The organism is Oceaniserpentilla sp. 4NH20-0058, from assembly GCF_040371755.1.
Taxonomy (GTDB): Bacteria; Pseudomonadota; Gammaproteobacteria; order Pseudomonadales; family Oceanobacteraceae; genus Bermanella.
Genome location: NZ_BAABWE010000001.1, coordinates 648,226 through 670,438, shown reverse-complemented (window position 1 = coordinate 670,438; position 22,213 = coordinate 648,226). Strand labels below are relative to the sequence as shown.

The following is a 22,213-nucleotide window of genomic DNA, read 5'->3' as shown; positions in this document are numbered from 1 at the left end:
GTTTTCAGGTTCAATGCCTAAACGGTTGAGAATATCAGGTAGGTTCTTCTCAATATGGCCCCGTTTATCTTCACGAATGGCTCGGCCTGTTATATCAATTAAGGCTAAATAATCGGTTAAACGAAAGGGTAGTCCTTCAGGCATGTTGTTTCTAGGGTTGCCCGCAAACGGCATGAGTTTAGATACTTGTTGTTTAGGGTGGTTAGGTTGATGGGCGAGTTTCGCTTTTTCAGCTCGAGCTTTAACCGATGTATGTTCAGATTTTTCCGGTGTTTTTGCCATTTTTGCTCGTACGGGATTCAAATCGACATAAGCCATGCAGGCGGCGAGGGCTTTTTCATCAAGCAGGGCTTGTGATTTAAAACGACCTTCCCAGAAACGGCCAGTACATCGATCTTCATAGTTGGCTTGCCGAGCTATTTTTTCATTAAGCCGACCAATAAACCAACCAATGTCCATTAATCGCGCTCGCCATTTTTCTATAAATTCTTGGAGTTTTTCGAATTCCGCTTTTGAAAAATTAGGGTCGCTTAAATAACGTTGGCTGAGGGCGTTGCCTTTGTACAGCTTATGCCAGCGATCAATAACCTCATCAATATCCCAGCTCTCAGCTTGTTTTTGATTGACGTGTAACACCACATGGTAGTGGTTGGACATGATGGCATAGGCGGCAATATCAATGGCAAAGACTTGCGCTTGGTCCAGCAATGCTTCTTCAAGCCAAGCGCGTCGATGCTCATAGCTTACTTCGCTGTGGGAATCATAACCGCATAAAAATGCTTTGCGCACACAGCGGGATACGCAGTGATAATAAGGCGTAGCCTCAAGGCTCACCTGTTCCTTCCTTGGTTTTGGCATATTCACTCCTCCGATATTTTAAATATGATGGAGTCGTTGATGATTGTGAATACGAAATTTGTATGAATGATCAAATATTGGCCTATACGAACTAGGCATAATTTCTTATAATGGGTGTCTTAATTGATGTCTGCAATCGGTATTATTTAATGAAACCGGCACCTACCGTGTATTACGTGTGGGTTTAAACGGTGAAAATCGTGGCAAAATCAGTGTCGTGATTGATGAGCTGCCGGGTTTTCCGGACAACATCTCACAAGGCTCTAACGGAGTGTACTGGCTAGGGCTGGTCAGCCCACGCTCTAGAGCACTTGATGCACTATCTGATTCACCTTTCTTACGTAAATTAGTGCAACGCCTTCCTGCGGCTATTCGCCCTAAAGCCCAACATTATGGACACATCGTTGCCATAAATGATAAAGGAGACGTAGTATTCAACTTACAAGACCCACTAGGTATGTATGGCCTCACCACGGGTGCGTTAGAAGTGGATGGTAAGCTTTATATCAGTAGCCTGCATGAAACAGCATTGGCTGTGACTAGCAATATTAATGTGAGCGAACAGCAGATGGCTGAAGGGCAGGTTGCTGAGTAAGGTAAGTTATAGAGTAAGGAAAAGCGCAGCGCCTTCCGATATGTGACTCTAAGCTTCTGTTAAAATATCTGTTTATTTCTCAGAATTCAATTATTGTTCGATTATCAGCCGGTCTAAGACCGGCTGATTAACAACGTTTTATGGTTATGCTGAAACTATGTTGTTATAAGCTTCAAGCATTTTTTCTTGGCTTGTTTTATCTTGATGGTTGTCAATAATAGACTTAATTTCTTTAAGAGTATCCTGATTGAACGGTATGCTTTTCGTCTCTTTTAAATTAGTATCTTGGAAATCAAAATTGTAAATGTTTTTTAGTTTTCTTATTGTTTTTTTGCTTTCCTCCATTAATAGAGTTTGCTTCTCTTGAGGTAATTCATATTTTGTTCCTTTAATAGAAAAGAAACGTTGCAGATCCATTTTTTCACGAATTGGGTTAGGGTTTTTGTCAATGAATCTTGGTTCTAATTTATTGATTTCTGAAATTAGGTGAAGAGATTCGTTGCTGATACTTTCGTTTTTGATATTTTGAGCCTTTAATAGCACTTTGGGTATCTTGATATCTATGCAATTAAAAAAGGCTTCTACCGGCCCGAATTCAATAGTTTTTGCAACATCAAAGTCAACAATTTTTATGTTTTCTTTACCAAAAACCCGTTTAGCCGGTTCTAATCTTGTATCGTAAAGTGTACCGGAAGAGTTTAAGAAGTTTTGTAAACAATGATCTATGCTGCCAAGACCAGATTTGACCCTTTGTTGTAAAGCACTTTGACAATATGAGATAGGGTTTCTTAAGAATAGAATAACAGTGAACTTCCCATCTTCTTCCAAAAATTTAGATAAGAAGTTTTTCATTCTTGTCATTTCAATATGATTCAATCGAGAGATGTCTTCGCCTGAAATGAGTAGTCTTGAAGCATTTGTTTTTTCTACTCGATTTCTAAATTGTTTTTTGAATATTTTATTAGATTCTTCAGCAAGTTCTTTGGTATTTATGCCCTGATTGATATTGATGCTGTACTTTTCAGGCTCATTTGAAAATATTGAGTAAAAAGGTATTGAGTGGTTAAAAATTTTTGAACGACTAGGGTTGGAAAAAGTAGGATAAAAAGTATCGAATTTATTTTGGAGTTTATTAGCATGTTCACCACAAAACCCTTGAATAGATGTTGTGGCTGTTTTATGCATTCCAATATGTAATATAATTTCTTTAAACATGGTTGTTACCTGTGGGTAGATTGGGAATATGTTTTCTGGTTAAAAAGTATACAGGTTCGAGCGTATAGAGGGGTATCAGTCACTGTTAATAGATGGGGTATTCTAACTATACTTTTATTATTAAGACAATATAATTCATTTTGTTTATAAAATGATCAAATTGGTGTGGCCATCTTGTTTTCATCCAAGTGTCATACTTTGTCATTAAGCTATTAATAAATTAATGAGGTGTGATGATGAAAGCCCATATAAAATCATTTTTATTATTGTCGTCTGTTTTTTTGTCCAATCAAACCCTTGCCGAGCAGGAACAATTGGCTCCTGCCACGATTGAATACTTGGCTGAAATGTTTTCCATCAAAACAGGTGTGCTCTCGGATTTTGTACAAAGCTACGATTTCAAATGCCCACAAGCTTTGTCTAATCAAGATTTGATCTCTATTTTGAGCCTAGATGAAGAGGAAACACAGCTCAGTGTTATGCAAGAAAGTGATAAGCTTGGTTGGCGTGATACTTATCTAGAGGCTCGTTCTCGTATAGCGTGTTTGACCGGAGAAGCAGTAACCAGCGCTTATTAAGTGCTGGTTTGTTGCCTTTACCATTTTGCGAAGTGGTCTTCACAAAAACCTAGGGCATTATTTATTTTAATGACTTGCTGGTTTTGATCTTTCACACTGCCATCAAATCGCCCAAAAACTTGGGTGAAGTTTGAGGCAATAAACCCTGCGTTAATTTTCTCTTTTCGCTCACCTAATGGGGTGAATGTTAATTCTATATGGTTATCAGTACTGCTCACTTGCCATGGTGCCATTCTATTTTGGCGATTAAACAAAAACTCAGCGCGGTCTAGTTTGATGAATTGCCCGTTTATCCATAACCCATTTTCAGTGTGGGTGGTTTCGTTCACCCCTGCGGCTAGGTTTAACCCTATGGTGTGCCCGTCTTGATTGGTATGGCTAAGGCTTGCCCAGTGCCAGAAGGTTTCACGGCGCATGTAACCGCATGACCAATCAACGGCGGCTTTAAGCTGGGTAGTATCTATGGTGCTGCCTTGCCATTGAATATGGCCTGTTACAGGTAATGCGGCGTTTTTCTTGGTGTACACCCAGCCGTTGTATCCTGCACGACAGCACACATCTAAAGAAGGTTGGCTCTCATTAATGGTCACATCCACAGTTAATTCATTTTTTAATTGAATGTGCAATTTACGTTTGCCTGTTTCTGCTGTCATGACAATTTTATTTTTCCCGGTTTTAAATTGCCAAGATCCATTATTAGGTGTGGTATTGGTTAGGGTATTTCGAGCAAAAGGTTGTAACCAAGAGTATTCCTTGAAGGTTTGTGTGCTTAGTTGGTAAATATACACAAAGCAATTACTTACCCATTTTAAATTAACGATGGCCACCCCTAATACAAAGTCCTTCCCTGTTAAACTAATAAACTGAAATTGGTTAAAGCGCATTCTTTTACGCCAGCCAGTGATGGGCTTATCCATGTTGTTACGCAGGTCAAAATCTAGATAATTTATATCTGCTGGGCCGTGTTCAAAAACGCCAAATGTCACTTGACCATGTTTATTAATAAAAGGGGGCATTATGTTCTCCAAACGTTGTTGAAGAGTGTCATAACCAGTTGAGTGTCTCTAGGTTTAAATGAGCCATATAAAGGGGGAAATAAAGTCATGTATTTTGTTTTTTGATGACCCTGTAAGGGGATTTAGTTGAATGTACGCTTTAGAATCGGTTAAATGCATACAATTTAAAACAACAATAAATCAGGGATTGTGTCATGAGTGAATATCCACTGCATAAAGTGCCTAAAAATTGGGCAGAGCGCGCATATCTAAACGCCGAACAATTTCAACAAACCTATGAATCATCCATCAACGATAACGAGCAATTTTGGGCGCAACAAGCTAAGCGTTTAGATTGGTCTAAACCGTTTACTAAAATTAAAGACGTGAGCTATAACGAAGCAGATTTACACATTCGCTGGTTTGAAGATGGCGAGTTAAATGTTTGTTATAACTGCGTAGACCGCCATGTGGCCAATAAAGGTAACGACACCGCCATTATTTGGGAAGGTGACGAGCCAAGCGATGATCAAACTCTAACCTATGCTCAACTGCAAATAGCGGTATCGCGATTTGCTAACATCCTAAAAGACATGGGTGTACAAAAAGGAGATGTGGTAACGCTGTATATGCCAATGGTGGTTGAAGCCAGTTTAGCCATGTTGGCCTGTGCCCGTATTGGTGCTATTCATTCGGTGGTATTTGGCGGCTTTAGCTCAGATGCTCTGGCTGGGCGCATTGAAGGTTGCAACAGTAAATGGGTCATTACCGCAGACGAAGGGGTGCGCGGCGGTAAAATCATTCCACTTAAAGCCAGTGTGGATGAAGCATTGGAAAACCCAGCGGCTAAATGTGTTGAAAAAGTGTTGGTGGTTAAACGCACAGGGGCCAATGTTAATTGGCAAGAAGGCCGAGATGTGGATTACGGCGAAGCCTTAAAAGCGGTTTCTGATGAATGCCCATGCGAGCCTATGAACGCCGAAGACCCAATGTTTATTTTGTACACATCAGGCAGCACTGGCAAACCAAAAGGGGTCATGCATACCACAGGGGGCTATTTGGTGTATGCCGCTTATACCCATGAACACGTGTTTGATTACAAAGCGGGTGAAGTGTATTGGTGTACAGCAGATGTGGGTTGGATTACCGGCCATACCTATATGATTTACGGCCCATTAGCCAATGGTGCAACCACAGTATTGTTTGAAGGGGTGCCAAACTACCCAGCGGTGAATCGTATGGCGCAGGTGGTGGATAAACATCAAATTAATACACTATATACAGCACCAACGGCTATTCGTGCATTGATGGCTCATGGTGATAAAGCCATTGAAGGCACCACGCGCTCAAGCTTGCGTTTATTGGGCAGTGTTGGTGAACCAATCAACCCAGAAGCATGGGAGTGGTATTACAAAACCATCGGTAATAGCCAGTGCCCAATAGTTGATACATGGTGGCAAACGGAAACCGGTGGCATTCTAATTAGTCCGCTACCCGGTGCGACCGATTTAAAACCCGGTTCAGCCACAAAGCCATTGCCGGGGGTTAAAGCGGCAATTGTTGATAACGAAGGCAATATATTAGAAGGGGCGACCGAGGGTAATCTTGTGATGCTTGATAGTTGGCCGGGACAAATGCGCAGTGTGTATGGGGATCATCAACGTTTTATTGATACTTATTTTAAAACCTTTCCGGGGATGTATTTTTCTGGTGATGGCGTGCGCCGCGATGAAGACGGTTACTACTGGATAACTGGCCGCGTAGACGACGTACTCAACGTATCAGGCCACCGCATGGGCACCGCTGAAATTGAAAGTGCTCTGGTTGCCCATAAAGATACCGCAGAAGCCGCGGTAGTGGGCTACCCCCATGATATCAAAGGCCAAGGTATATATGCCTATGTGATTTTAAAGGCCGGAATTGAAGCCACCGCCGAGCTTGAAAAAGAACTCAAAACTTGGGTGCGCAGTGAAATTGGCGCTATCGCTACACCGGATATTATTCAATTAACACCGGGCTTACCAAAAACTCGAAGCGGTAAAATCATGCGTCGAATTTTGCGTAAAATTGCCGCTAATGAAACGGATACATTAGGTGATACCTCAACCCTTGCCGACCCTTCAGTGGTTGAGCATTTAATAGAAGCTCGAAAGAATCGCTAACTCGCTCTCGCCAGATATTTCGCATTGATGGTCAAAATTTAAAATGACCATTAATGTTTTTTCTTGAATTAATTGTCGTAGACCCTCAAAATCCCTTGCTGCCCTAATTTTTTTGGTTTCAAATAAATGTCTACCAACTAATCTATGTCATTTACATGGAGATATTTTTTTGTAGGCTCTCTTTCTGCCAATTCTAAAGTATTAGACTAGTGATTAATTGTACAGATTTGACTCTTTTAATCTAACCCAAGCAAAGATAGACTTCTGTCACACTTTAAGTGGTAACCACTTAGCGTTTTTTCGTCGTTGGTGTGGGTTGGGATGCTTGATTCTGCCGGCAGCATGCGTTTATTTACAAGCGGAGTCTTGATGGTGTATAGGAAATTATCGATCTTGCTTAATAGGGTATTACCTCTATTTATATTAATAATTACTTTTGAGGTACTTGCACATAGTGGCGAGTCACATCAATCAAGCGACGAAGGCGCCAATATCGAAGCAGCATTGCATTGGATAGAACTGTCACAACAGCCAGGTGGCAATATCAATACTGCTAATGAAATTGCTACAAAATTCCAATCATCTGCTGAAGCATTAAAAGTTTTTGACTTATTAGGTGCTAGCCTTTCACAAAAAAATGAAGCGATTAATTTCTTAAAAGCGGATTTATCCAGCTTAAATACCGAGCAGTTATCGCGCTTGTTATTGGTACTAGCTAAAGAAGGCGATGTAGTCACAACTGAAATTACAGAATTAAAGTCACGGCAGAATATTGATGGAGGTTTTGGGCACTTTGGCGAATATGACAGTACTCCAATTGATACCAGCTACGCACTACTTGCTTTACAGGGGGTAAACAGTGATACGTTGCTTGCGGGAAAAGCCTTGTATTATCTATCGAATGAGCAACTAGAAAGTGGGGCATATGCTTTATATTCTGATCAAGCATCTGTGATGGTATCTGCTCTAGTTACTCAAGTATTAAAAGCGTACTTATATACCCACAATGTCTCAGAGCAACTAAGCTCAGCAATAGAATTTCTATATGCTTCACAAAACTCAGAGGGGCATTGGGGAACTAACTGGGAAAGTGCGTTGGCACTTCAAGCGTTGATTCCGGTGACTACTGATGTAAGTCGTTATGCATCAGCTACTGAATATTTAGAGTCCAGTCAATCTACCCAGGGAGATTGGGATCAGACGGTTTATTCTACATCTCTTGCAGTTACAGCATTAAATATGCTTACGCAAATAGATGTGCCTGTAGATCCTGAAAAAGCCATAATCTCTGGGCATTTATTAGATAGCTTAGCAGGAACATTGATTCCAAACTCAGTAATTGATGTTCTTGGGTACAATGATGAAAACGTTGTTATTAATAGCGATGGTAGTTTTGTTGTTTCAAATTTAAATGCTGAATCATATGTAATTAGTTACTCTGCACCTGGTTATATAGGTGCCTCGCAAAATATTACTTTACGAGAAGGGCAGTTTGCTAATGTTGGACGTATTCGTTTAGCCGTTGCACCTACTACTGTACTGGTAGGTGGAGTCATTACAGATTCCACTTCAGCTGAACCAATTGCGGGTGTGACAGTGACTTCAGTAGTAGGAAGTAATTCGAGCAGTGCGATAACAGATGCAAATGGGGAATATCAATTATTAAGTGAACCCGGTGAGACGGTTTTGACTGCTAATTCAAGTGAGCATTACTTGGTAACAGCTACGGCCAGTTTAGTGGCAGGAACGCAAATCAGCTTCTCACCTTCTCTTTTAGCATTAACAGAGACTCAACCGGTAAACTCAAGTGTATTCGGGACAATACTTGATGTCAGCGGTCAGCCAATTAGTGGCGTTACCGTTACTTCTCTCTCCAATAGCGCTAATACGACTACAAATGCATCAGGTTATTTCGAACTAACGGAGCTGACAGCTGGTGATTTGACTATCCAGCTTTCTAAAGATGGGTATGGAACCGTTGGTTTTAGTGTGGTGGTACCTGAAAAAACTAATGTAAATGTTGGAAGTATTACATTGCAAGATCAAGTGGAATTACCTTCAACAACCGTTTACGGTCAAGTAATTGATATGGTAACGGGATTAGGCGTGCCGGCTGCATCTGTGGTTATTGGCGGGAGAAGTCATACTACTGATGAAAATGGTTTTTATCGAATTGAGGGGATCCCAGTACTTGAATTCGTAATATCAACGAATGCGGCGGGCTATCTTTTCTCCAATAAAGAAATTTCACTAACGGAATTCTCTAATTTGAATATTGATATCAATATTCGAAAAGCCGATCTTGGGGGTGTAAACATTGTCACGGCTTCAACAGATAAAACATCATACGGGGCGTATGAGCCTGTTATAATTACAGCGACTGTCAACAACGAAACCGCATTGCAACAAAGTGCTCGATTATATGTGCAGGTGAAAAATGCAAATGGAGCAGAAATTGCGAATTTTACGGGTGCAAATTTACCTCCACTGGATCCGCAAAGTGATTTAGAAGAATTAGCTCATTATCAAGAGCACTTAGAAGCTTCTATTGAAGACTTTGCCCCAGGAGAAGAGCGCAGCATTCAACTGGAGCAGTGGTGGAATACGCTTACCGTTGAGCCTGGTCAATACACCATAACAGTTCAAGCTTTGGATGGTGTAACTGGCAACCTAGTTTCACAAAGTAGCGCCAGTGTAGCTATTTTACCAACAGAAAATATTGCTGCATTAAGGGTAAATGCATCACCTGGCTATGTTTTATTAAACAATCAATCTGATGTAGAGTTTTTTGCTGATGTGCATAACCGTTCTAATGTACCGGTTTTGGTAGAATTTGATTATCAATTTAACACTCCAGATGGTCAGTTGTTAACGCAAGGTAGTAGTCAAATTGAATTAATGCCGAGTGATATTAATAAGAAACAAGTTCTTTCTGTAATGCCTTATCAGTTTGTGGCCAGTGGCCAATATCAATTGGTATTAAGTAATGTACAGGGGGCAACGGTCGAAAACCAATCTGCAGGTGGAGTATTTGTTCCGCCTTCAATACGCCTAAAGGCAACCCAGTTGCTTTCTCCAAATGAAGTCGTGCCCTTGGAAGATGTAAACGTGAATAGTGACATTCAAGTAGAAGGAGTAGACGGTGAATAATTCAACTTCTATTAAGGCAAAGGAAATGTGGTTACAACTTTCTGTATTGTTCGTTTTATTAATGACGAGCACAATTGTTGAAGCGAGTCACTTTAGATTTGGACACTTTACTTTCGAGTCTCGTCCAGATATTTCAGATAGTACAGCAGATTTTCGAATGACAGTTGCATTCAGAAGTAGTGCATTTGGGCATCCGAATATAGGGCAAACTTTTAGCCCCGGCAGCTATTATTTTGGTGATGGTAAGGCATCGAATCATTATTTTAGAGTCATTGCACGTAACCTACAAGAAGACTGGATAGTAGGTGAAGCAATTGATACAAGAAATGAAAATGACATAGTTCGACATACCTACCCAGCACCAAATAATAATGGTAATCCATGGTTAGGTCGTTTTGAAAGTTGTTGTAAAATCGGTGGTCTGCGAAACTCCGGTAGAACTTGGCGTGTATATACGAGGATTAATTTAGAAGATGGTAATTCATCTCCATTTAGTAATTTACCGCCTATCGTGTCTTGTTCTAAATATGATTGTCGGTTTTTAATTCCGGCGGTTGATCGAGATGGCGACAAAATGACATGGCGCATGTCAACTCGTTCTGAATCGGCTATTAATGGTATTCCCTCTGGTATGCAAATTGATTCACAAACTGGATTATTTACATGGGAAGGCGCTGAATCATTTAGCAATGGTTTATACACAGTTCAAGTAACAATAGAGGATCGTGATGAGGAAGGAAATGTTAAAAGCACGGCTGCGATTGACTTTCTTTTGAAACTACAGGAGCAAGGTGCTAACGATTGGCCTGTATTTGATCATCCGCCAACACCAGAAGCAGGTAGCAGAATCAAAGCGGTTGTAGGCCAGAAGCTTACACTGACGGTGCAAGCTACTGATCCCAACCCAAATGATCAAGTGTTTTTGAATCATGTTGGTTTACCATCTGATGCAACATTCGAGCAAACGTTATCAGGGGGGACAACAGGCGTTGCTACTTTAGAGTGGACACCAACTACTGCAGATATGGGTGAGCACCTGGTGACATTTCTAGCAAACGATAATCGTGGTGGTGCGTCAAGCCCTGTGGCCGTGAACATTGAAGTTATTAAGCCAGCTATATCGAATGTGAGAATAAAAAGTTCCATCTCATCTACTGATATTCAAATCGATAACAGTTCATTCAGTGTACCACCATCTGAGATTTCTATTGAGAATGATCAAACAGTAGTATCCTGGGCATTTGACACATTTAGCGTTGGGCAATTAGAAAACTTAAATACCACATTAGGCTTGTATAATTTAACCCCGGGTGAACAAAGAGTTATAACTAATCAATTAGAACTTTCTTATATCGATATTGATGGTAACCCAGTCAGTGAACTATTGCCTTCGCAGTCGGTTAAAGTGGCGCCAACATTGAATGTACTTAATGTTGATACGGACAAAGATATTTATTCTCCAAGTGAACAAGTAGAAATTTCGAGTTTGGTGAAAAATTTAAGTCAAATAGATACGGATGCTTCGGTTCGGCTTTCGATTGTTGATCACCAGAAAATACACGTGATGGATTTTGGTGTGTTTGATATTCAATCTATTGCCCCTGATGAAGAAGTTAATTTAGCCTTCCAATACTTTGATGCATCAAGTGTTTATGCAGGGGCTTATAATGTGCTGGGTGAATTACTGGATGAAACTAATCAAGTACTAACACAAGCGTTTGCTCCGTTCTCCATCACCACAAGCAGTGGTGGAAATTTAGATGTCGGTGCCTTGGTAAATGCAGATAAACCTGTTTATCAAGGATGGGATCAAGCGAATATCGAATTGCGCGTTCAAAATTTAAGTACGAATAGTCCATTTGATGGTGGTGTAGGCACCTTGCGTGTTTATAGACCAAGTGGCGCCTTATTAGCAGAAGAAACATTCACATTAAATAGCTTGGTTCCACAAGGTTTAAGCGATCGACAATACGTATTGCCGTTAGTGGATCGTGAATCAGGATTGTATCAAGTTAAATGGGTGATTTCTCAAAATGGTGAAGATGTTGCAACCAGTCTAACCACGTTTGATGTTGAACGTTTAGAGTTATTTTCACTTGTTGGAAGTGTCGCCTTAGATTATTACCCAACAGGGGAGGCTAAAACCTGTCACTTCTCTGTGTTTAATCGCAGCGCAAAACCAGAAGTTCAAACAAATTTGATCTATCAATTAATTAATATGAATGATGGAAACGTTTTGTATGAAATCAAAGAAGAAGATGTGTTAATCAGTAATGTTAATCCGCATCCATTTCAATTGTTATTATCAGATCCACCTGAGTATGGTGGGTATGTTTGTATTGTGATGGCTGAGATTGAGGGAGAGCTACAAGAGCTTGCGGCAGCTGGGTTTAACGTAACGCCTCCGTCGATTGAATCTAGTATTACATTGGCGAATAAAGGCAAACTGTTAGTCTTGGTAGATGGATTGGATACAACAACGCAAGATGTGAATGATCCAGTATCACAAAGACGTTATTTAGAAAGCCATTTACAATCTAATGATTGGTATTACACCTTAACGGATAACGCCAATGACTTTACTAGCGAATTTCATTCGGGCCTATACAGTGCTGTTGCTATCTTCTCTGATAAGGTCACGCTTAATCCGGAAACGGAACAGCTATTGGTAGAGGCTCAAAATTCTGGTTTAGGTTTATTAGTCGGCGGTAGTTGGAACCGTAGAAACAATAAAATAGAAAAAGCCTTAGGCATTAAACTTACTGGAAAAAACAATCATGCAAGTGCCATATTGGATAATGGGTTTATGTCCCAACCAAATTTATCTGATGCATTAGTAAACCAAGGCTTAGCACTGGCTCATTGTGATGCAGAAGTTTGGGCGACATTTAATACAGGAAAAAATGCGAGCGATGAATGTGCATATGAAGTTGCACCAGCAGCGGTAACAGCAGGCCAATATGGCCTTGGTGATAATAGCTATTTTGCTTTTGATATTCTTGATGAAGCCACTACTTATCAAGGGTTGCATGAGCAGTTATTACTTAATGCTTTACTTCATATTCAACCAAATAATTGGAGTGTAGCTGCAGGTAGCGTTGTTCCTTTGACTATATTGTTAAATAATGAAAGTCGAAAAGCCGCTGTAGATTTGGGTATTTCCCTACCGCAAGGTGGTCAAATCATAGAATCTACCGTACCTCTTAATTTAGTGAATGGTATTTGGGTGTGGCAATATGACTTCTCGTCACCAAGCTCAACCGAGTTTACGATCTATGTGAAATTACCAAACGAGGGTGGGGATGTTTCATTAGCGATTGATGTGAAATCAGGTATTAATCGCCAGCTCATTGTTGATAATCATGAAAAGACATATGTATTTGGAAATCTTTCATTAGATCAGGAATATCAGAGAGCTAAAAATTTAATAGCAGCGCTTGAAGCCTCTGGTTCAGTAAATATCAACTTGAATTTCATTATTAAAAAGCTTGATTCAGCCAGTATTGATATATCCAAAAATAATTTTGATAAAGCAATCAATTCTATTTTATTAGCGATAGATAAGATGGCGGATGACTCGGCTAATGCAAGCCAAGAATTGAGGCTCATTCTGGATGCTTGGTTGTATCAAATACAACAAAAACTGAATTAATAAAAAAATAGTATTAGGCAGAGGTTATAATTCTGTCTTATTGAACGAATATAAAGTATAGGGCTCGACCTATTTAATTAGAACGGTTTAGAGTTGGGGATAATAATGACAAGTTTGACCATGGATGTATTAAGATTTGGTAAGTTAGCCAAGGGGGTGTCCGCCCTAATGGCTTTTATGTTTACATTTGTATTTTATCTGTCGCCGAGTTCTAAGGCCGTTGCAGATGAAATGACGAAAGATGATGCTCGCCAAGCGGAAATTACACAAATATTAGAAAACACACTTGAAAAGAAACTGGCACATCGCTTAGAAAAACTAAAACATAAGTTGAGTAAAGAGCTACCGCAGGCAGCCGCTAAGCGCCAGAAAGAAAAAGGCTGGATTGATGATGCTTTAAGTGCATTAGGTGTTGAAAGCATGCCATTGCTAGATAAAGAAGTATCTGATCTTGAGGCTCTTAAAAATGAAGTTCAATTAGCTTATGACGACGCAATCTCTCAGTTTGAAGCAGAGGGAGAGCAACTAACTTCAGGCAAAAATTTATCCGAAGAAGTTAAACAACTGATTAAAGAACGTCATTCAGTTGCCCTAGGCCAAGTGAAAAAAGACTATTCGGAACTTCAGTTAGAGTTAGAGCAATTAGTAAATTCGGATGATTCTCAAGAGCAAAAGAATTTATTGGACAAGCTTGAAGAAAAACTAGGGAAAGCCCAATTCAAACGTAGCCATACGGCAGAAGACCCAAATAACCTACCATGGCGTTCACCTTCTAAGGATGTCCGTGAACCTAAATTAACGAAACATGACTTACAAGCGGCTATTGGGATTAATCCGTTCTCTAAATATACCCAATTGGCGTCGAACTCTTTGTTACCAAATATGTTATCAGCGGCTGCATTAGGCTTAACCAATCAACCGACTGATGATGATCTTGCACAAACCATTGATGTTCAAATCACTGATGACATTATTGAATTAGCACAAAGTTTAAATAATAGCCCAATCGAAATTTATACTTGGGTACATAATAATATTCGATTCATTCCGAGTTATGGCTCTATTCAAGGGGCGCAATATACCTTAGAGACCAAACGTGGTAATGCAATGGATACGGCAAGTTTATTAATTGCTTTATTACGAGCTTCAAACATTCCTGCTAAATACGCTTACGGTACCGTTGAAGTGCCGGTTGAAAAGGTAATGAACTGGGTGGGTGGTGTCAATGTCCCCGAGGCTGCACAAAGCTTAATGGGTCAAGGTGGTATTCCCAACGTCGCTTTAGTAGAAGGTGGTGTCGTTAAGAAAATCCGTATGGAGCACACTTGGGTAGAAGCTTATGTGGATTTTGAACCTTCTCGTGGGATTAACAATATTGAAGGCGATAATTGGATTCCAATGGATGCGTCGTTTAAACAATATGAATTCACTCAAGGATTAGATTTAGAAGATAACGTGCCTTTTGATGCACAAGCTCTTGTTGATGATATTGAGCAAAATGCCGTCGTTAATGAGCAAGAGGGCTGGATACAAAATGTGCCCCAAGCAAACATCGAAGCACAATTGGAGATCTTTCAAGCACAAATTGAAGAGTATATTTCCAATCAAAATCCTGATGCCACTATTGGTGAGGTATTAGGCTTGCAGGAAGTCAAAGTGATTCCACCACGCCCATTATCCGCAGGCTTACCGTATAGTCATATCGTGACCCAAGATACTTTCTCTGAAGTACCGAATAACTTAAGGCATAAATTCAAATATGAGTTAGCCACTCAAACCTATGGTTATTCTGGTTCTCCATTAATTACGATTGTTGAGCCCACTGTAAAATTAGCAGGTAAAAAGCTAGCTTTGAGCTTTAAACCCGCTACTGAGAATGACCAGGCAATTATTGAAAGCTATTTACCAGCCCCCGATCCTGCAACCGGAGAAGTAGACCCGAATGCGTTACCAGATACGTTACCAGGGTACTTAATTAACTTGATTGCAGAGTTTTCCATTGATGGGCAAACAATTTCTGAAGCCAATGCGGGCACTATGGGGACGGAATTGCACGAGCAATTAGGTTATTGGGAGCCTAGACGTGGTTGGGATTTATCTACAAACAATCCTATAGCGGGTGAATATCAAGCTATAGGTCTAGATCTACAAGGTACTAGCCCTCAAAGCATACTGAATCTGAAAGAAAATATTAAAAATACAAGTACAATTTTAGAAGGTGAAGATGATTCACTTTTTACTTCGTTAAGTAAAGAAGATTTAGTTGGAGATTTATTAGAATCGACAATTAGTAGTTACTTTGCATTGAATAATATTCAGGATGAGCTTGCAGCGCAACAAGTAGGGATTGTTAATTACCGTTCACCATCTTACGGAAAAGTAAATTTAAGCTTGACAACAAGTTATTGGTTTGGTGTACCACGGAATGTATCTACGACTGGGATGGTCATGGATGTTGATCGGGTAATATCATCAACAGTTGAAAATGCTAATGATAATGGCAGGTGGTTGAAGTACAACCAAATAATCGGCAATCGTTACAGTTCAATGGAAAATTTAGTGCCTGAGCTGCTGTTTACAACGCCAGAAAATTCTGCAAAAGGTATTAGTGCAGTAAAAGCAATAAATTTAGCAGCTTTACAAGGTCAAAAAATATGGACAATAAATCCAAGTAATCTTGATGTTGCTTTAAATTCAATGAGCTTAAATCATGATACTGAGACTGAAATAAGAAATAGTGTAAATGCAGGGAAGATCGTCACAACACATAATTATAGTTTAAATTATGAGGGCTGGATTGGTGAGGGCTATATCATAATAGATCCGGAAACCGGCGCAGGTGCTTATAAAATCGCAGGTGGAGAAAATGGAGGTAAAGTTAAAGTTGGCTTTTTAACTAAATTACAATTTTATATTGGAATGGCCGAATCAATAGTAACAAAAAATAAATATATTAAAGCACTGTTAGCTATTGACGGATTTAAGAGCTATTGGGTTACTGTTTTTGAAGTATTTAGTGATCTGCAAAGTTTTTATGAGCGTTGTAATGGATCAATAAAAGGGGCGATAGCAGCAATGCTGTATCTTGCATTGTTTGCTATATTGACTGGGTTCGTGGCAACTTTATCATTAACATTTATTGGTGGGTTAATCGCTGGCTATATTGTGTCAAAAATACTGTCAGTGGCTCATAGCTTTTTATCAAGATGGGCATGTTAAATTATGATGGATATTGAGAAAAGAGATAAAGGTATAGTGTTTTTATCTATGCTTATAGGGATAGTTAGTTTGTGTGTTTTGATATTTGATTTTGCTTGTTCTGCAATTGAAATAGACTCGATGATGGAAAAGTCTAATTATATTGACGATGATAGGTTATATTCAGATAGATCAACCTATAAAATTTTGATAGGGGGTAAAGAATATAGGGTTTCAAAGAGTGTCTATGAGAAGTTACCGAACGAGACTAAAGGAATATTTCTAGTTAGTGGGTTTTCTGATTATGTTTATAATATTAAAAGTGAAAATAAACAGTTTAGATCCATAGATTTTAGGTTGATTTTTATCAGTTTGATCCCCTTCTTTATATTGTTACATTTCTTTATTACAGGGTCTTTATTTTCAGGTTGGATGGTTGCTGGGATATCCTTGTTTTGGTTTTCGGAATGTTTATCTGTTATGTTGTTTAATTAGAAAGAGTCTGTTAGAAGGTCTGTATTTAATAAGGAATAATTTACGGGTAGGGACCTGTTAAATCGAAAGTATCAATTCGAATTTCAATGTCTAGCGTAGAGTTTCTATATCGGGTGATATTAACCTCAATTGCCAATTGATTTTAATTTATGTCAGAAAAATGACCAGCCCTATTATTATAAATTGATATAGGAAGTTTTCCTCGGGAAATGAATTTTGCTTAGTGCTTAATGTCCTGGTGAGGGTGAGGGTGAGGGTGAGATTGAAGGGGATTGTAGTTAGAAAGTAAAAATATTAAAGATTATACTTTCAATTGATTCTTGGAACTGTATTTCTAATGTGTCGCTGCTCTCAGTTGGTGGTTATATTGAATTGAGGATGATTGTATTTTTCTTGATTCCCATAATTTTATTTTACGGATACGTTTTTAGTCGCTTGTCATTAAAAGAAGAGAAATTATTGAATGATGCTGCCTATTTATAAAGAATCGACTTTCACCCCTTAGCTACTTATATTGTCGACCTTTGTTTTATTTTATGTGCTGTAGGCTTGGCTTTTTGGAAAAGGGCTAATTAAAAAAGGCCTCACTTGCAATTTAATTTAATATCCCCAAAGCAAAATCCATTCACAATTGTTTATATGTTTTTATAAAAATCTCAAATATTGACGTTAATCAATATCTCAAAAAAATATTAAAAATCTCACCTTGAAAACCCTTTGAACGCACATATATCTTTAGTGAGGCCAATAGAAAGCCATTGAGAAATACAAAGGAGACTCACATGAAATTATCAACTTGGGATCCATTTGCTGAAATGGACGCCGTACTAAGCCGTTATCGCCCACAAGTATCAAAAGCCAATACGGAAGCCATGAAGCAAGCGGATTGGTATCCAAGTGTGGATGTCAGTGAAAGCGATGAAAATTTCCATGTACATGCCGATTTACCCGGTGTGAAAAAAGAAGATATGTCTATTAGTGTGAATGAGGGAGTGTTGACGGTTTCAGGTAAGCGTGAAAGTAGACATGAAGAAACAAACAACAAGCTACACAGGGTAGAGCGTTCTTATGGCTCTTTTACACGCAGCTTTACGTTACCTGATAATGTAAACGCCAAAAGCATCAATGCCAGCTTTGAGGAGGGGGTGCTGAATATCGATATACCTAAGTCCAATGAGGAAAAACCTAAACGTATTCAAGTGGATATTAAGTAATAAGACGAGCTTTGAAATAACTCTTTTGTTGAGCCTAATATTGATTTATAAGCCAATATTAGGCTTTTTTATGGGTGCAAATCAGCTATGCAAAGGCCTTGAGAGGACATAGTCAATTGTCCATCTTGTGGTACACTAGCTGGCTTAAATCTAGGGTCTGGATTGGGTTGTTTGTATTTTGTACAGGGTTTGGTGCGGCATGAGTTTTAAAGCACTGGAAAGCTTATCTAAGCGAACTGCCCACTCAACACCCTAAAGTGGCTAAATACTCATAAATAAAGCCGTAACTGATTGCGTGCCATGCCAGTAGCTCAGGAGCCCGTAGTCTTGATAAAAGCAGGGTTTGATGTAATGAATGGCTGAAAATGCTTACTTAGAGGGCATTTTAGAAGATCTGCAATCAGCTACATCGTACCTATTATATGGCTTTAACCATGGATAATAATGCGTTAAGTTACAGCATGACATTCTTCTCGTTATTACCAGAAGGGGTTATGAAATGAGATGTGCCAGAAGTGGAACAAGCATTAAAAGAGTATGGTGATCATTTGCTAAGCATCATGATGGATGCCCTAGAGCACTAAGTATAATAAGAGGCGTGAAGTGCGACTAAAGTCCATTAAGCTTGCTGGGTTCAAATCATTTGTTGACCCAACAAAAATACCTTTTCCAACAAACCTAACCTGTATTGTTGGCCCTAATGGCTGTGGTAAGTCCAATACCATTGACGCTGTACGTTGGGTTATGGGTGAAAGCAGCGCCAAAAATCTTCGCGGCGACGCCATGACGGACGTAATATTTAATGGCTCAACAGGTCGTAAACCTGTGGGTCAAGCTAGTATCGAATTAGTATTTGATAACAGCGAAGGCAAGCTACAAGGGGAATACGCCCAATATACTGAAATCTCCCTAAAGCGAAAAGTGACCCGTGATGGTCAGTCTACCTATTATTTAAATGGCACTAAGTGCCGCCGTCGTGATGTGACGGATTTATTCTTAGGTACCGGTCTTGGGCCGCGTAGTTATGCCATTATCGAACAAGGCATGATCTCCAAGCTTATTGAATCCAAACCTGATGAACTGCGTGTTTATATTGAAGAAGCCGCGGGCATCTCTAAATACAAAGAACGTCGCCGTGAAACTGAAAACCGTATTCGCCGTACCACCGAGAACCTAGAGCGCCTTAGTGATATTCGTGAAGAATTAGGCCGTCAAATAGGCCGATTACAGCGCCAAGCTGAAGCAGCAGAAAAATACAAAAACTTCAAAGAAGACGAACGCTTAGTACGTGCCCAATTATTGGCTATGCGTTGGAAAAACATGGATAACGAGCTGGCGCAAATTAATCAGGTCATCGCCGAGCAAGAGCTAGCACTGGAGCAAGTATTAACTGTTCAAGTACAAGATGAATCCCAAGTAGAAGAAAAACGCATCGTATTGGTGGATTTAACCGATGAGTTTGAAAAAGTGCAAACTCAATTTTATGAGTTAGGCGGCAACCTTGGCCGTTTAGAGCAAAGTATTCAGTTTCAAAGCCAGCGTTCTTTGCAATTAAACAGTGACCTTCAAGAAATCATTGATGGAAAGTCCAATATTGCGCAGCAAGAAGAAGAAGACGCTCTCGCATTAGAAGCCCTAGACGAACAATTAATGGAGCTTGAACCAGAAAGCGAAATGCTCTATGCCCAAGAAGAAGCCAGCCAAGAAACCCTTATTGAAGCTGAAGACGCCATGCAAAACTGGCAACATTCTTGGGATGCTTTCAATGAGAAAAGCGCTGAGCCACAGCGAATTGCCGAAGTAAGTAAATCTCAAATTCAAAACTTTGAACAAAATATAACCCGTATTCAGCAACGTATTGAACGCTTACAGCGTGAAGTTGAATCACTGCAAATTGGTGATGAAGCCGAAGAACAGTTAGCGATGCTGGATGAACAGCTCAGTGAAAAAGAGCTGCAATTTGAACAACAGCAGCAAGACGCAGCTCGATACCAGCAGCAAGTAGAAGCTGCCCGCGAACAACAACAAGACTTATCTCAGAAATTAAATGACTCACGCAGCCAATTACAGTCAGTAATGGGTCGCAAAGCTTCATTAGAGGCATTGCAGCAAGCGGCATTAGGCACTGACGGCGAATCAGGCCGTTGGTTGCAAAGCCAGCAGTTACATCAAAATAAACGCCTTGCCGACGAGCTACAAGTTCAAAGTGGTTGGGAGCTAGCCGTTGAAACCGTATTGGCAGAACAACTGCAAGCGGTCGTGGTGCCATCCATTGATCAGTATGCAGAAAGATTATTAAACCTTAACCAAGGTCAAATGACGTTAATGGAAAGCCAAGGTGCTTTTAATCAATCGTCACAAAGTTTAGCGGCTCAAACCAGCGGCGTAAGTGTGCCATGGCTGAACGATGTATTGTGTGCACAAGACTTAACTTCTGCACTTGAAATGCGTAAACAACTTCAAGGCAATCAAAGTGTCATCACCCCTGAGGGTATTTGGTTAGGCCCAAACTGGATACGTGTTAAGCGTTCCGCTGATGATCAATCCGGTGTGTTAGCGCGCAAGCAAGAGCTTGAAGAGCTGACAATTAAAGAGGATGACCTAGACGCCCTCGTAGAAGAATTAGATGCAGATTTAGAATCCACATCATTGCGTATTAATACGTTAGAGCAGCAGCGTAACAACGCTCAGCGGGAAGTAAACCACGCAGCACAACAGTTAAGTGATCATAAATCTACTATACATGCCCAAAAAGTCCGCTTAGAGCAGCAAGTAGGACGTAGAAATCAATTACTTGGCGAAATAACCGAGCAAAAAGAAGGCAAAACCCTAGAGCAAGAATCACTAGAAGAAGCTCGTATTCAATGGCAAACCGCTCTTCAAGATATGGAGCATTACACACAAGAACGCGAACAGCTTTTAGAGCAGCGAGATGTGTGTCGTGAGCGTTTAGATCAAATTAGGCAGTCGGCTCGTCATCAAAAAGATCAAGCGCACCAACAACAATTAAAAGTACAAACCTTGCAACACCAGCGTCAAAGCTTAATGGAAGCCATTAGTCGCCATGAGCAAGATAAACAAAAATTATTAGATCGTGAATCACAATTACTTGAGCAGCAAGATCAGGGTGATAGCCCAGTAGAAGAGTTAAAAGCTCAATACGAAGAAATGATGCAGCAACGCCTAGACGTTGAAGAGCTCATGAAAGCATCGCGTAGCCGCAAAGAATTAATTGAAAATGAAATTCGTGAGTTTGAGCAAAACCGCCAACAACTTGAGCAAAAAGCGCAAGGAGTACGTTCACAACTTGAGCAAAGTCGTATGCAGTATCAAACCATCCATACACGACGTGGTGGTATTGAAGAGCAGCTCAAAGAACAAGAGGTTGAACTGGAGCAAGTGCTAGAACAACTAGCAGACGATGCCAATATTGAAGGCTGCCAGTTAGAATTAGAACAAATTCAGCAGCGTATCACCCGTTTAGGGGCAATAAACTTAGCGGCGATAGAAGAGTTTAAAACGCAATCTGAGCGTAAAGAATACCTAGATAAGCAAAATGCTGATTTAGAAAAAGCGTTAGAAACTTTAGAAAACGCCATTCATAAAATTGATAAAGAAACCCGCACTCGCTTTAAAGAAACTTTCGATAAAGTAAATGGTGGCTTAAAAGAATTATTCCCTAAAGTATTTGGTGGTGGTCATGCTTATTTAGAGCTAACAGGTGACGATTTATTAGATACTGGTGTGGCTATTATGGCTAGACCACCGGGTAAGAAAAACAGCACAATTCACTTGCTGTCAGGTGGTGAAAAAGCACTAACGGCCATTGCTTTAGTGTTTTCTATTTTCCGTTTGAAACCAGCACCTTTTTGTATGCTGGATGAAGTGGATGCGCCTTTGGATGATGCCAACGTGGGCCGATATGCTCGTTTGGTAGAAGCCATGAGCGAACAAGTACAATTTATATATATTTCCCATAATAAAATTGCAATGGAAATGGCCAAGCAATTAATGGGGGTAACCATGCATGAACCGGGCGTATCACGAATTGTTTCGGTGAACATGGAAGAAGCGGTTGAATTAACCGAACATTAATCTGAC

12 protein-coding genes are annotated in these 22,213 nt (G+C 40.0%); 9 read left to right on the top strand and 3 right to left on the bottom strand.

What is annotated here, in order from left to right:
- The coding region (locus tag ABWV45_RS03115; RefSeq protein WP_353348570.1) for an alpha-amylase family glycosyl hydrolase at positions 1 to 858 on the bottom strand (858 nt) is incomplete at its 3' end.
- Positions 859 to 1,036: 178 nt separating this feature from the next.
- On the opposite strand from ABWV45_RS03115, the gene ABWV45_RS03110 reads away from it, so the two are divergent.
- Positions 1,037 to 1,453: a hypothetical protein gene (locus tag ABWV45_RS03110; RefSeq protein ID WP_353348568.1), complete on the top strand. Its 417-nt coding sequence runs from the start codon at positions 1,037 to 1,039 to the stop codon at positions 1,451 to 1,453.
- A 144-nt stretch (positions 1,454 to 1,597) separates the two neighbouring features.
- On the opposite strand, the gene ABWV45_RS03105 is transcribed toward ABWV45_RS03110, so the two are convergent.
- On the bottom strand, positions 1,598 to 2,668 hold the full coding sequence (locus ABWV45_RS03105; RefSeq protein ID WP_353348566.1) for a hypothetical protein: 1,071 nt from the start codon (positions 2,666 to 2,668) through the stop codon (positions 1,598 to 1,600).
- A 236-nt stretch (positions 2,669 to 2,904) separates the two neighbouring features.
- Between ABWV45_RS03105 and ABWV45_RS03100 the strand changes: the two genes are divergently transcribed.
- Entirely contained in the window at positions 2,905 to 3,246 is a 342-nt protein-coding gene (locus tag ABWV45_RS03100) for a hypothetical protein (RefSeq protein ID WP_353348564.1), read from the top strand.
- Between the two features lie 17 nt (positions 3,247 to 3,263).
- Here the strand turns inward: ABWV45_RS03100 and ABWV45_RS03095 are convergent, their stop codons facing one another.
- The gene (locus tag ABWV45_RS03095; protein ID WP_353348562.1) at positions 3,264 to 4,262 is read right to left on the bottom strand and encodes a DUF2804 domain-containing protein; all 999 of its coding nucleotides are present in this window, start codon (positions 4,260 to 4,262) and stop codon (positions 3,264 to 3,266) included.
- 194 nt (positions 4,263 to 4,456) lie between these two features.
- On the opposite strand from ABWV45_RS03095, the gene acs reads away from it, so the two are divergent.
- The 7 genes from acs to smc all read left to right on the top strand — a co-directional run bounded on the left by acs (position 4,457) and on the right by smc (position 22,207).
- On the top strand, positions 4,457 to 6,403 hold the full coding sequence (acs, locus tag ABWV45_RS03090; RefSeq protein WP_353348560.1) for an acetate--CoA ligase: 1,947 nt from the start codon (positions 4,457 to 4,459) through the stop codon (positions 6,401 to 6,403).
- A gap of 321 nt (positions 6,404 to 6,724) precedes the next feature.
- Positions 6,725 to 9,553 carry a carboxypeptidase regulatory-like domain-containing protein gene (locus ABWV45_RS03085; protein ID WP_353348558.1) on the top strand — a complete coding sequence of 943 codons (2,829 nt, stop codon included), beginning with the start codon at positions 6,725 to 6,727 and terminating at the stop codon, positions 9,551 to 9,553.
- Positions 9,554 to 9,578: 25 nt separating this feature from the next.
- Positions 9,579 to 13,205, top strand: coding sequence for a putative Ig domain-containing protein (locus ABWV45_RS03080; RefSeq protein ID WP_353348556.1), 3,627 nt, complete (start codon positions 9,579 to 9,581; stop codon positions 13,203 to 13,205).
- A 168-nt stretch (positions 13,206 to 13,373) separates the two neighbouring features.
- Positions 13,374 to 16,424: a transglutaminase-like domain-containing protein gene (locus ABWV45_RS03075; protein WP_353348554.1), complete on the top strand. Its 3,051-nt coding sequence runs from the start codon at positions 13,374 to 13,376 to the stop codon at positions 16,422 to 16,424.
- Between the two features lie 3 nt (positions 16,425 to 16,427).
- Positions 16,428 to 16,898, top strand: a complete 471-nt coding sequence (locus ABWV45_RS03070; protein ID WP_353348552.1) for a hypothetical protein — start codon at positions 16,428 to 16,430, stop codon at positions 16,896 to 16,898.
- Between the two features lie 782 nt (positions 16,899 to 17,680).
- Positions 17,681 to 18,112: an Hsp20/alpha crystallin family protein gene (locus tag ABWV45_RS03065; RefSeq protein ID WP_353348550.1), complete on the top strand. Its 432-nt coding sequence runs from the start codon at positions 17,681 to 17,683 to the stop codon at positions 18,110 to 18,112.
- A gap of 603 nt (positions 18,113 to 18,715) precedes the next feature.
- On the top strand, positions 18,716 to 22,207 hold the full coding sequence (smc, locus tag ABWV45_RS03060) for a chromosome segregation protein SMC (RefSeq protein ID WP_353348548.1): 3,492 nt from the start codon (positions 18,716 to 18,718) through the stop codon (positions 22,205 to 22,207).
- The last annotated feature ends 6 nt before the right edge of the window (positions 22,208 to 22,213 follow it).